Below are 13,422 nucleotides of genomic sequence, written 5' to 3'. Positions count from 1 at the left end.
GATAAAAGCAAAAAATTTGTTCGATCCGCCAAAAATACTTGTACTCGGCTTCGCCATCCTGATACTTATCGGTTCCTATTTATTGACCCTGCCGGTTTCCACAGAAAGTGGGAATGGTCTTTCTTTTCTGGATGCTTTATTCACCACAACATCCGCTACTTGTGTAACAGGGCTTGTCGTAGTGGATACGGGATCGACCTTCACCACTTTTGGTGAGTTGGTCATCTTAACACTGATTCAGGTAGGCGGATTAGGGTTCATGTCATTTGCGACGTTTTTCTTTTTCCTTCTAGGCAAAAAGATTTCCTTAAAAGGCAGGTTACTCTTGCAGGAGTCCTTAAATAATCTATCCATGGCGGGTGTAGTCAGATTAGTGAAACGGCTGTTAATTTTCACGGCCATCATTGAAGGTGTGGGTGCCCTTATCTTATCGATTCGCTTTTCTTTTGACATGCCAACCGGCAAAGCGATCTATTACGGGGTTTTTCATTCCATCTCGAATTTCAATAATGCCGGCTTTGATTTAATGGGGGAATTCAGGAGTTTGACCCCATATGTATCGGATCCCTTCGTAACCCTTACCGTCGTCTTCCTCATCACGTTTGGCGGGATAGGCTTTATCGTGATGAATGAACTATACGAATATCGTGACACCCATCGTTTATCCGTACATACGAAGGTGGTTCTGATGACTAGCTTGATCCTTACAATCACAGGTGCAATTTTAATCTTTTTATTCGAGTTCGGTAACACCAAAACATTGCAGCCTTTATCTTTCATGGGTAAAACGTTATCGTCTTTATTTCAATCGGTTTCACCAAGGACGGCAGGCTCCAACACGCTGAATATCCCTGATTTGACCCAGCCTACATTACTGCTCATCATCTTCTTGATGTTCGTTGGGGCTTCACCCGGATCGACTGGCGGCGGGATTAAAACGACTACATTGGCCACGCTTGTCGGAACGGTTTGGTCACAGATCAAGGGAAAGGGTGATGTGGTCTTATTCCGTCACCGCATCGTGAGTGAAACGATCTTTAAAGCATTATCCGTTACGTTCATTGGTGTATTCATGGTTTCAATCATCTCCATTCTGCTGACCATCACTGAAAGCGGAACTGACTTTTTGATGATTTTGTTCGAAGCCACTTCAGCTTTTGCCACCGTGGGACTTTCAATGGGTTTGACCCCGGAATTATCACCGGTCGGCCGGATGCTCATCATTTTCACGATGTTTGCAGGCCGTGTTGGCCCTTTGACTTTGGCCTTTGCTATCGCCATGAGGCGCAAGCCAGATCCGTTCCGACGTCCAAAAGGGAAAATCATGATTGGTTAATAATGAATGAAGGAGTGTAAAAGATGGGAAAACGACAATACGCCGTGATAGGTTTAGGCAGATTCGGAACCAGCGTGGCCCATAGATTATATACGGCAGGCCAAGAGGTTTTGGGGATTGATGTGAACGAGGAAAGAGTCGAGAATGCGGAACTGAACGTTACCCATGCAGTCATGGCGGATACGACCGAAGAAGAAACATTGAAAGCAATCGGAATCCGTAATTTCGATTGTGTCATCGTAGCCATCGGAAATGACATGCAATCGAGCATTTTAACTACCTTGCTTTTAAAAGAGCTTGGGATCAAAAAGGTCATTGCCAAAGCACTTAATAAAAATCACGGTCAGGTGCTCACAAAAGTCGGTGCCGACTGGGTCATCTATCCTGAGAGGGATATGGGGGAACGGGTCGCGAACCAGCTCCTTTCCCCTAACATGCTTAACTATATAGAGCTTTCTAAAGAATACAATATCGAGGAAATCATCCTCCCCATGAGCATGAAGGGAAAAAGCCTCAGGGAGCTTGATTTACGGGCAAAATATAATATCAGCGTCATTGCCATCGTGAGTAATGGAGAAATTATCATAGCACCGTCACCGGATCAGGATATCCATGAAAAAGATATGCTTTTAGTGGTTGGCAATAAAGAAGATCTGGCCGTCTTTGCCAATATTGAATAAAATCCGGCAGGTTCCGGCTCTTGCTCCTATTTTGATTGCTAATACATACGAGAAGACCGCCATATGGAGGCCTTCTCAATGAAATTTATAACGAACATGCCGAGCCCAGGGTATGTATGTATTATTTTATCGTACTGATCGCTTGGGCAAGAGTGGACTTTATCGTCACTTTATCAAAAGGAAGTTGAAGCTTAACGGCAGTCATGGCTATTTCCGGCCGAAGTCCTGAAAGGGTTGTTTGAATTCCGATCAAATGCAAGGATTCAATCAATTGAGACAGCTGGTGTGCGGATCCGCTATCTATTGAATGAACGCCGGATAGGTCAATGAAAAGTCTGGTGACATTTTTTTCAGCGCACTTTTGTAAGGTGTTTTCAAGCAAGGACATGCCCCTCGTCGTGTCAATATCGCCTATCAGGGGAAGCAATGCCGTGTTATCTTTAAGGGAAATGATGGGTGTGCTCAATTCATCGATTGTTGCCTGTTGGGCTTTCATGATTTTATTGGCATACCTATGATTCGCTTCCGTAAACCTCTCCATCACTTCACTGAATACCTTCACCACTATCCGATACCAGGAGTTTATTTCCTCCTGTGTATATTGATCTCCATGCAATTTCACAAAACGGTCAATATAACCCAGGTATTGCTCTTGCGTACGGAAAAACTCCCTCAATATAAAATAGATGGGTGTGTTTAAATGCTGCTCATCCTGTCCGATCTCTTCAATCCAATCACCAAGCTGCTTAAAGAATTCCCTCTCCTCTGTTTCAAAGACCTGAAAGAAACGTAAATGGAATTCATTATTCTGCTGCTTAAGTTTTTTAATCACTTTGGGATCGGTTGAGCTATATACACCCGCACTATCACTTTTATTCAAGGATGCGTACCAATCCTCAGTCAATTGTGCTGCCACACCCAATAAAAAGGCATATAATTCTTTATTTACGTGCATAAACTCCTCCTATTTTGTTTTTATAAAAAGCAATCGATAAATCTAATTTATCAACAAAGCAAGCATCGAAGACAACCTCTTCCATACTTAAAACCTTATGCTCTCTGATTCCTGATGGCCCCCTCTTTCCATATACCTTCCCAGCTGTTTTTGAAACCATGTTTTTAAAAAAAGATCAGCAAAAGCCTTCATCTATCATTCTGGTAAATACCCGTCCCCAAAACTTTATAGTGTTGTTATAGTTTACCATTTTTATTTTTTGTTAACAATTTCCACGCAAAAAAGGACCTGACCCAGATCCTTCGGTTTAAAAACCACTTCTCCTTCTCATTTCATAAATAAAGCCGTCCATAAACCTTGCACCCCAAAGGTTTCATCCGATTGTTCCATTTTCCTCATTTTCCGTATTTCCACCACTTCGAATTCCTTGAAGATCATTCTGAGTTTTTCTTCAGTAAAACCTAAACCGCCATTAAGGCTTCTTTGCCTATATACTTCCCAATCTGAAATATCGGCACCACCCAATATGCCGCCTTCGACAAAACAAGTAATCGAATACAACCCCTTAGGCCTTAACGCCTTTTTCACCATCTCCAAATAATTCATCCTTCGATGTGGAGCAATATGGTGAAAACAACCTGAATCATATACGAAGTCATATTGCCCTTTTGCAATATCCAAATCAAATATATTCCTTTGAATGAAGTTCACTTGGACATTTTTATCTCCTGCCCGTTCTTTTCCCCACTCAAGGGCTTCCTTCGAAAGGTCCACCGCATCAACGGAACAGCCCTTTTGAGCAAGGTAAATGGCATTTCTGCCAGGTCCGCATCCAAGCTCAAGAACCTTCCCTGGCCCAATTAACCCACCATCAAAATATGAAACCAAATTCTCATCAGGGAAATTTTCGAAAAAGGGAACCCCTTTTGAGCGGTCTTCATAAAAACCATTCCAGAATCCAGTTGGTTCACGCAATAATGAGTCCAGCATGTTCAATAGATCTTCATAGGTTGTAATCGTCTCCGACAAAACCATCGCCTCTTTCCTTGTATCCCACCATTTAATTATACTGATTTCGCCCGGTTGCCTCTGTAACAGCCGCATAAAAAATTCGTTACATATGACGTTGAGACACCATTGGACCTTGTTGTTTATATAATGCTCACTGGAATTTAAAGGTATTAATGATGCATGTAAACTGCCTTCTGATGGTATGATCCGTTCTTACTCAATAACCCGATGATCAGCTCATTAACCATGTTAGTGAAGACATGGGTTTTATACATGCATGTCAAATATTACATGCTCTTTACAGCGATCCAGTTTAGCTTCAAAAAAACAAAACTCAGCTCTATCTGGTATCCTGATGTCCTCATAACCGTTTACTGATGATTATCTTTCTATACATTCCATTCAACATGATCGGCCGATCTTCTTCAATTTCCATAATATCCCCATGTCCACTGAACAGGTCTTCAAACCTCAAGCCAATATCCGTTCCTAAAAATCGAATGATCGGCCTCAGAAGCTTTTTGGGCACTGAAAGCCGTTCATCTTTAGAAATAAACTTATCGAATAGTATTATTTTCCCCTCGCCTTTTACAACCCTGATCATTTCCCGAAGACATTCATTGGCATCAGGTACGACGGAAAGAACCAAACTTCCCACTACATAGTCAAACGATTCATTAGTGAATTCCATATGCTGTGCATCCATCTCGAGGAACTTGATCGATGCATCATCAAATTTCCCCATCGCTTTTTTTAACATATCCGCTGACAGGTCTATTGCCGTTATCTCAAGGTCAAGGTTTTTGATCAACTCCAAATCGGCCCCCGTACCTACGCCCACAAACAGGACCTTTGCATGATCATGAAAATCCAGCTCTTCAAACATTCTTTTCCTGGCATCTAAAAAGAGATGAGAGTTGAAGATTTTGTCATAAACGGGCGACCAAAATTTATAAATCACTTTATTCCACGAATTATTCAACATGCCCACCCCCTTACATACTTCTTCCATGAAACATCATAAATCCCTTCCAAGCGGATAATATCTCTGAAAATTAAAAGTATGTGAATGCAGTGATTCACGAAAATTGGCATGTTTCTTTTCATAAACCCTCCAAACCTGTATGATCCATAGTAACTAAACTACCTTGACTGTCATAGTAATATACTATAAGATATACCAAAGGAGGTGAGGATTTGGTTCAACGACAACTATCCTCTGACTTGCTTCGCGGACATGTAGATACGATGATTCTGAAACTCCTGCAAAGTGGCGATAAATATGGTTATGAAATCAGCAAACTGATATATACGAATTCCAACGAGCAATATGAAATTAAGGAAGCGACGATGTACTCCAGCCTAAAACGGCTGGAAAAGGATGGATGCATCATCTCTTATTGGGGAGATGCCACACAAGGCGGAAGAAGGAAATATTACAAAATCACCCCAATCGGGGAAAACACATATATCCAAAATAAAAATGACTGGGAGCAGGCCAAGCGAATACTTGAGCTCCTTCTCTAAGAAGGGAAGATGAAATGTGATTGAAAAACTGAATGCACATGTTCATAGCATTTTTGCCCCGTACAAAAGTGCAAAAACAGCAACGGAATTGGAAGAAGAACTGCTGCAAAACTTACTGGAAAAATACGATGACCATAGAAGGAATGGTGCCAGTGAACAGGAAGCGTTTAAGCTGACTGTTGATTCGATTGGGGAGGTATCAGAGCTCATGGAATCCCTCAACCTACAATACAATGTCCTTGAGCAGGCGATAAGCATGGACTATTCCAGGCATCGCTTATTGGATTCCGACTTCCGCTCGGTTTCGGTCCATGATGGGAAGTTCAATTCCTGCGATTTAAGCCGTTCTGACTTCAGCCATTCCGACCTGACGAACAGCACATTTAAAAACAGTAACTTAGATCATTGCATCTTTGAAAACGCCAATTTAACTAGCACCTTATTTAAAAATGCCAATTTAAAAGGCGTAACTTTCAAGAACAGCATTTATAATAAAACCCATTTTAAAAGCTGTAATTTATCTGGTCTTATATTCGATGGGGAAACTTTCAAACAAACCATTTTCGAAGGCTCTTCATTGAGAAAGGCATCATTTCGCGATGCCACCCTCATCAATGTTCAATTTCGGATGTCCGATTTAAAGAAAATCGACTTTACTGGAGCTTCGATGGATAAACTCACTTACAACTTTTTACATGGAGCAAAGGTTGATCTTAGCGGCGTGACCCTCATCTAAAGGACAGCGATTGGCGCTTCCACCCCGTGTTTCTGATTTACAAGAACCCTGTGCTAAGACACGTAACGTCTTAGCACAGGGTTTTTCAATATACTTTTTCAGACTTATATCTCAGTATGAACCTTTAGACTTCCACTTCAAAATCTTTAACGTAGACAGCATTCCCGGTGATTTCAATATCGTATGTGCCATCGTTCTTGGTAGCTGTAACGCGAACTCTGCCATCCTTTCCGATTTCATGTCCCTGTTCGATTAACAGATGCACCTCATCTTCAAGATCATCCTTTATGTATTTTGCATAATAAGCCCCCATTACACCTGAAGCCGTTCCTGTAACCGGGTCTTCAAGCGTACCTGAAAAGGGCGAGGAAAAATGCCGGGCATGCATATGGGCTTCATTATCGTACGTTTCCAGGCAAAAGGGATGAACGGAAGCTCTTGGCATTTCCTTTAATAATTGCGGAAACAGGCTATTGTTGGCCTTCATCCTTTTAAATGAGCTTCTTTCTTTTACCGGAACCAGTAAAGTCCATAAACCTGTACTTCCATAAACAATAGGTAATTCACTTACCAGATCTTCTATATCAAGGCCAAGGGAACTGGCTAAGCCACCTTTATCTCCGTTAAACGCTTCAAACTGCGGCGCGGCCTGCTTCATCGTAATATATATATCAGGCCCCGCCGTCGGATGGATCTTGATTGGCAATATTCCAGCTCCTGTTTCAATCATCAGCTCATCTTTATCCAATAATCCCCTGGTCTTCAGTGCATGGATAGTAGCCATTGTCGCGTGTCCGCAAAGATTCATTTCGTGTCCCGGTGTAAAATAACGGATCCTAAGATTGGCAATATCGGATTCCATCGGAAAAGAGGTTTCATTGAACCCCACCTTCATCGCTATATCCTGCATTTCCCTTTCGGTCAGTCCATCCGCATCTAAAACCACACCTGCCGGATTTCCTTTATTCGGTTTACTGCTGAACGCATCGTAATGAAAAACCCTTACCGTTTTCAAATCTAACATCTCCTATTAAATGATGGTGCTTCTCTTGAATAGTAATTCTATATCTCTATCCATATTACCTTTTCGTCCTACAGTAAGTGAATCAACCATTGATTTTATTTTCTGACTATTATACAATTACTCAAATTCATCAAATGTAAAATTCCATGAAGGGAAGGAGTACGTTATCGTTCTGTTCCAAAGAGAGCTGGTGCTTTGCTGAAAGCCAGTGTCCAGAATCTGACCGAAAATCATCCCCGAGAAGTAAAGCCGAAGCTTCAGTAAGCTTTACCGGTTTCCCCCCCGTTAAATGGGATGTGCGTTTAATTATTAAACAAGAGTGGTGCCGCGAGTTCAAATCTCGTCTTAATGAGGCGGGATTTTTTGTATGTAAACCAATCAATGAAAATATCGGGAAAGCGGGTGCAGGAGTCATGCAGACACTATTATTCGTAACGGATTTATACTATGAGGCAAAGGGCAGAAATTATTATGAGGAGGATTTGTTCCTTACCTCGAAGCTTAGAGAGGATTTTCAGTTAGTACTTTGCCATCCTGAAGACATTGAAACGTTTGAAAAGGATTTTGACTTGATCGTCTTTCGAAATGCCGGTCCAGTAGCCAATTTTAAAGACAAGTATCTAGCATTCCGTAATAGAGTGGCTGTTGGCCATTTGAAAACATACAACTCATTTGTTGGAAAGGCTGATATGAACGGGAAGGAATACTTAATTGAACTGACGAATGCCCAATTCCCTGTCATTCCGACCATCGATACACTTGAATCTTTACATAAACTTCCCAATGTGGAAACGTATATAGTGAAGCCTAAAGATGGCGCGGATTCCATCGGTTTGGAATTTGCCGCGAAAGAAGAATTGGGAGATAAAATGGATACAAAATCAAAGAACACATTGGTACAGCCATTTATCAACTTTGAGTATGAAGTCTCTTTTTATTTTATCGATAAGGAATTTCAATACGCCCTTTATGCGCCTGATAAAGAGAAAAGATGGGAATTAAAAGAATATGTCCCTACTGAAGCAGACCTGGCTTTTGCTAAACGATTTATTGATTGGAATAATCTTGATTGGGGCATCCAACGAGTAGATGCCTGTCGGAATGAGCAAGGTGAACTCTTATTAGTAGAGCTGGAAGATTTAAATCCGTACCTTTCCCTACTGGAATTAACCGAAGAAACACGTCAAAATTTTGTAAAAGCCCTGAAAAAATCAATCCGGAAAGCTCTTCAAGCTTAGAATGAAAACTGCCGTATTACTGGCTAGCCAAGACCCGATACAGTTGGCGGAAAGGGAGCGGGTTTCTGAAAACAGCTGGAACATTCTTCAAATAAAAAAACTGCAGGCAAACTCGTTTTTTTTCTTCGAGTTTGTCTACAGTCCGAAATGACTACCGAGTCCCAAGGGACCATTAATTCATTTGAGATTTATGCCATTTCCACGCACTTTCAATGATTTCTTCCAAATTTATCGATGCCTTCCAACCGAGTTCTTCATATATCTTGTCGGCCGAAGCAACCAGGCGGGCTGGATCTCCAGGGCGACGGTCTGCATACTCAACTGTCGGTTTAACTCCTGTGACTTTTTCGCAAGTGTCGATTACATCCTTAACCGAAAATCCTTTTCCATTCCCAAGGTTGTAGATGGCCGTATCCTTCTTCCCGGATAATAGGGCTTGAAGCGCGATTATATGGGCTTGGGCTAGATCCGTTACATGGATATAATCACGAATGCATGTGCCATCTTCTGTGTCATAGTCCGTACCAAACACGGAAATCTTCTCACGTTGACCTAATAAATGCTGTAGTATGATTGGAATCAGGTGTGTTTCCGGATCATGGCTTTCACCGATTTCTGCTGACGCATGTGCTCCGGCCGCATTGAAGTAACGCAAGACGACATAATGAAGTCCATATGCCTTTGCAAAGTCCCCTAAGATCTGTTCCACCATCAATTTAGAGCGGCCATATGGGTTAATCGGATTCGTTGGCTGACCTTCATCAATCATCTCCACATTTGGTATCCCGTACGTAGCTGCCGTTGATGAAAAAATGAAATTCTTAACATCATGCTTGAGCATGGTATTCAATAATGTAAGAGTTGCACCTACATTATTATCATAGTATTTATAAGGATCTTGAACAGACTCCCCGACCAAGCTATTAGCGGCAAAGTGCATGACCGCTTTAATCGGATACTTAAGGAAAATTTCATTCAAGACCGCTTCGTCCCCTAAATTCCCTTCCACCAAGGTGGCCTTCGAATCAACCAGCGAACGAAATCCAGTTGAGAGATTATCCAGAATGACAACCTCTTCAGTTTTCACTAACTCTTTTACAAGATGACTTCCAATATATCCTGCACCGCCAACGACCAAAATCATATAGTATTACCCCTTTTACTTTAAGCTTGAATGAATCTTTAAATCTCGCATATGTCATTAGTGGGAGGTCTAATTATAAGGACCTCCCCCGTTTTATAAGCATTTATTGAAGGTTTCCATGGCCAATCCATTATATTGGGTGTAATCAAACTTCGCTAGTTCAGGATTATCATCACTAACCATGGTAGATAAGCCCTTTTCCAGTCCATCTATGCTATTTTCGACAAGCAAACCATATTTACCGTTTTCCAAAACGGTCCGGTTAGCCACTATATCAGTAGCCATGATTTTCATTCCTAAGGTCATTGCCTCCAATAATACCATAGGCTGGCCTTCATAATGTGAGGAAAGAACGAAGCAGTCACATTTTTCCATGAACGAAAATGGATTTTCAAGCTGACCCAAAAGATGAATGGAATGATTTAAGTCCAGCTCATCAATGATTGCCTGCAAATCTCCCTTTAAAGGTCCTTGTCCTAAAATATACAGTTTACTATTTTTGTGTTTCCCATGAAAGCCTGCGAATGCACGAATCAAATTATCTTGCCCTTTTTCAGGGGATAACCTTCCCATATTGACAAAGTTAAAATCATTTTTATCAGGATATGGAACGAATTGATCATTCACTTCCAACCCATGGACCTCTTGTACGATTAACGCCTGTTTATCGATCCAGCCTATAGATACCCCATCCAATGATATATGGGCATATGTACCAAGTTGAGTAACCGATTCTTTATCGAATTCAACGATCCGGCCATTAAAAGTTGGCCCATTTTCCAAGACCATGGCATCTTGCAGCCCATAAGGCTTATCCCATATATGATAATCGCCTAATTTAATTTCGGCAGTGCCGCGCACTTCCCGTTCCTTTAACACCATTGGCTCTTCTATCATTTCAAATGCTCTAGTATTTAGCCAGCCTATTATCTTATTGTCTATCTCGAAAAGGTAATAGCCGCCTTTGTTGGTTCTATTATACTTGATGATTCTGACGATTTGCCCTTCAAAGTCGATTGCCTTGCTCACTCTTTTAGCCTTGTAGTTCGGATATGCCTTCGTCCAGATTGTATGATCTTCCGGGTTGGTTATTTTACCGTACTTCTGATTACCGGTGTTTATTTCCTTCAGCGTTCTATTCTCGATCTTATCGATGAACTTTTTATTGTTTTTATAGTTTCGCGATATTATATATTTTCTTTTCATCATGATTTGCAGCTTGTCATTATAGCTCATGTCTTCATTGATTGTACAATGTTCAAGCACGGATAAAGCCGAATTATCTATCCAGCCTATGGTCTTGTCTTTTACTGATATTCTGCTATAAATCGAATGCTGGGTTTTTGCTTCCCTATCGACTTTTACAATGATCCCTTTAAAATCATGACTGCCGGAAACTTTGTACGTTCCTTCAACTTTATACGGCAAGGACCAAATATAGTTCGATCGAGGTCTCACTAGCCTTGCCACTTTGTCCACTTCTTTTTCATAAATGATGCTGTCTGGCAGCAACTCCACAGCTTCTTCACTAATCCAGCCTATTATTTGATTGTCATGACTGAATTTATAAAAAGTCTTTTGATCAGCATGGGTTTTCCTCGAAATCACGATTTCAGCACCTTCAAATCGTTCTTCCAATGGAAATTGAGCGGCATTCGAAATTCCCGGAAGGGTATTCCAAACAGGATTATCCTTGACATCCCTTAAAATCGCCCTCGCTTTGAAGTTTTCTGTGATCATCGCCTTTTCATCATTTTCACTACCTTCAGGCTCATTTGACTCGATTTGAAGGATTTTATCCGGGTTGATGGAATTCATTACATAATCAAATTTATCGAAGTCTGCATACTCCAATAGATTCTTTCGGTTTAATTCCATCGTTCCCTCAGACACGCTTACCAGTTTATCAAATCGATTGTATACCGAAAAAATCCCCCTTAGATTAATCCGGTGCGGTCTCTTTCCGTTAATGATGCGTTCACTATCAGAAAGCAAATCATTATGCATATAACAAACTTTCTTTTTTGCATCCGCCGCAAGCAGATATTTAGCCCAATAATAGCTATAACCGCTAAAATCGATAACAAAATCAAACTTTGTTTTGCCGAATAAACGTGCATGCTCTCTAATATAGGCATTTTCCGGGTAAAGCTTCTTCCCTAAGAAACCTCTTTCCCCTCTGTTATGGATGAATTTATCTTTATAGACTTCCAATATGTTATAAACAGGCAAGCCAGGTTTGAATAGAAAACGCACATTCTTATTAACCTTGCCCATATTTTTCAAAACCTCGTATGAGTGAGGAGTGGCCGTAAAACAGCTGACATCATATTTATCATAATCAATATTATTCATTAAGTTAAGGAAAGAGGATGTAATCCCGTTATCCCTCAAACCGCCCGGATAAATTAATATTTTTTCCTTTGCGGAATCAAGCCCGGTAATTGTGTTTAGTTGTTTCGTAGACTTATTGAATATATTTTTGACTATTCTCTCTGTTACTTTTCCATCCTCATGGTTCGTGAACTTTTCCTGCATTTTTTTATATTTATCGGAATATCTCAATTTCACATCTTTAATATCTTTAATGGCTAGCGCCAATTCTTTTGAGTTAAAAAGCATGGGTCCCGGAAGTTCGTCATTTTGGAGATACTGTCCCCTTTGCTCTGCATAAACGTCCGTATCCCAAGTGTAAAATAGAATGGGCTTATCGGTAACAAGGTAATCAAAGAAAATGCTGGAATAATCCGTGATAAGCAAATCGACTGCAGCAAGCAATTCATTTGTATCCACATGGTCTGGTATTAGCCGATCCTTGATTTCTGAATGCTTGGCCGCTTCTTTATATAGAAATGGATGCACCTTAATTAATAAGTTATATTGTTCACCGATTTGACTTTGTAAATAATGAATATCAGCAATGATTTGAAGAAGATCATTATCCACCTTGGCAAGGTTCGTCCCCTTCCAAGTCGGGGCATATAAAATATTTTCCTTAGCATCACTGATTTTCAAACCCAGGGTCCTTAAATAATCCTTATACTCCCCCGGATTCGTATTCAGCGTCAAATCGATCCTCGGATATCCTTCTTCTATTATTACACCTTTATACAATCCATTTAACTTATAGCTATGTGTAAATATGTTGGTAGTATGGGCATTAGGGCTCAAAATGAAATCTGCACTCAAGAAGTTCCTGACCACGTTTTGAGAGACCGAAGGGTTACCGGGTATATCAAAGCCCATATTCTTAAGGGGCGTTCCATGCCAGGTATTGATGTAAATCTGATCGCTTTTAGGGATGAAGAAAGACTGGAATGTGGAATTATTGATTAAATACTCACTAGTTGCCAACCACTTTAAATATTCCTTTGAATTACGTTGAACAAATTGAACATTCGGCATATCCTTATACTTCGCCATTACACCTGAGAGGACACTGAAATCCTGGATGGACCAAATGTGCACAAAATCTTGATAGTCCTGATTTTCCAGCATATATTTAAACATTGCGTATGGACTGTCGGTCATACTGTTTCCATCACGGCTCTCATATAGAATGGTGTTTTTTTGAATGCTTAATTTCTCATAGTACTTTGCATATCTATTTACACGCTGATGATTTTCCTTTAATAGGAAATTAACAATAGGCTGTTTAAGGAAATCGACTTTTCTTTTTATTACCTTCTTATTCACTAAATAGGCATCCCCTTTTATGGATTTATATTCACCATTCAAAATTATGTTTGCATTTCAGTAACCAAAAATAAC

At 40.6% G+C, this 13,422-nt stretch carries 11 protein-coding genes and 1 other annotated feature; of the genes, 5 read left to right on the top strand and 6 right to left on the bottom strand.

What is annotated here, in order from left to right; all coding sequences use genetic code 11:
- Position 1 precedes the first annotated feature (1 nt).
- Positions 2–1,336 carry a TrkH family potassium uptake protein gene (locus ACFX4H_RS14550; RefSeq protein ID WP_377435813.1) on the top strand — a complete coding sequence of 445 codons (1,335 nt, stop codon included), beginning with the start codon at positions 2–4 and terminating at the stop codon, positions 1,334–1,336.
- A 23-nt stretch (positions 1,337–1,359) separates the two neighbouring features.
- Entirely contained in the window at positions 1,360–2,016 is a 657-nt protein-coding gene (locus ACFX4H_RS14545) for a potassium channel family protein (protein WP_034310793.1), read from the top strand.
- 121 nt (positions 2,017–2,137) lie between these two features.
- Here ACFX4H_RS14545 and ACFX4H_RS14540 read toward each other — a convergent pair whose 3' ends face one another.
- The 3 genes from ACFX4H_RS14540 to ACFX4H_RS14530 all read right to left on the bottom strand — a co-directional run bounded on the left by ACFX4H_RS14540 (position 2,138) and on the right by ACFX4H_RS14530 (position 4,964).
- Entirely contained in the window at positions 2,138–2,971 is an 834-nt protein-coding gene (locus ACFX4H_RS14540) for an STAS domain-containing protein (protein ID WP_377435695.1), read from the bottom strand.
- A gap of 327 nt (positions 2,972–3,298) precedes the next feature.
- On the bottom strand, positions 3,299–4,000 hold the full coding sequence (locus ACFX4H_RS14535; protein ID WP_053536563.1) for a class I SAM-dependent methyltransferase: 702 nt from the start codon (positions 3,998–4,000) through the stop codon (positions 3,299–3,301).
- 343 nt (positions 4,001–4,343) lie between these two features.
- Positions 4,344–4,964, bottom strand: a complete 621-nt coding sequence (locus ACFX4H_RS14530) for a class I SAM-dependent methyltransferase (protein ID WP_249599054.1) — start codon at positions 4,962–4,964, stop codon at positions 4,344–4,346.
- 266 nt (positions 4,965–5,230) lie between these two features.
- On the opposite strand from ACFX4H_RS14530, the gene ACFX4H_RS14525 reads away from it, so the two are divergent.
- Positions 5,231–5,509 carry a PadR family transcriptional regulator gene (locus ACFX4H_RS14525; protein ID WP_377435812.1) on the top strand — a complete coding sequence of 93 codons (279 nt, stop codon included), beginning with the start codon at positions 5,231–5,233 and terminating at the stop codon, positions 5,507–5,509.
- A gap of 16 nt (positions 5,510–5,525) precedes the next feature.
- Positions 5,526–6,245 carry a pentapeptide repeat-containing protein gene (locus ACFX4H_RS14520; protein ID WP_063589909.1) on the top strand — a complete coding sequence of 240 codons (720 nt, stop codon included), beginning with the start codon at positions 5,526–5,528 and terminating at the stop codon, positions 6,243–6,245.
- A 124-nt stretch (positions 6,246–6,369) separates the two neighbouring features.
- On the opposite strand, the gene ACFX4H_RS14515 is transcribed toward ACFX4H_RS14520, so the two are convergent.
- Entirely contained in the window at positions 6,370–7,260 is an 891-nt protein-coding gene (locus ACFX4H_RS14515) for a PhzF family phenazine biosynthesis protein (protein WP_377435694.1), read from the bottom strand.
- A gap of 146 nt (positions 7,261–7,406) precedes the next feature.
- Positions 7,407–7,620: a binding site (T-box leader), on the top strand.
- A 62-nt stretch (positions 7,621–7,682) separates the two neighbouring features.
- On the opposite strand from ACFX4H_RS14515, the gene ACFX4H_RS14510 reads away from it, so the two are divergent.
- Positions 7,683–8,507, top strand: coding sequence for an ATP-grasp domain-containing protein (locus ACFX4H_RS14510; protein WP_328138648.1), 825 nt, complete (start codon positions 7,683–7,685; stop codon positions 8,505–8,507).
- A 172-nt stretch (positions 8,508–8,679) separates the two neighbouring features.
- On the opposite strand, the gene galE is transcribed toward ACFX4H_RS14510, so the two are convergent.
- Entirely contained in the window at positions 8,680–9,651 is a 972-nt protein-coding gene (gene galE / locus ACFX4H_RS14505) for a UDP-glucose 4-epimerase GalE (RefSeq protein WP_241637406.1), read from the bottom strand.
- A 93-nt stretch (positions 9,652–9,744) separates the two neighbouring features.
- Positions 9,745–13,347, bottom strand: a complete 3,603-nt coding sequence (locus tag ACFX4H_RS14500; RefSeq protein WP_377435693.1) for a CDP-glycerol glycerophosphotransferase family protein — start codon at positions 13,345–13,347, stop codon at positions 9,745–9,747.
- Between the last annotated feature and the right edge of the window lie 75 nt (positions 13,348–13,422).

Origin of the sequence: Peribacillus sp. YIM B13477, from assembly GCF_042787955.1 — a bacterium.
GTDB classification, from domain to species: Bacteria; Bacillota; Bacilli; order Bacillales; family DSM-1321; genus Peribacillus; species Peribacillus frigoritolerans.
This window is presented reverse-complemented; position numbering and strand designations above follow the sequence as displayed.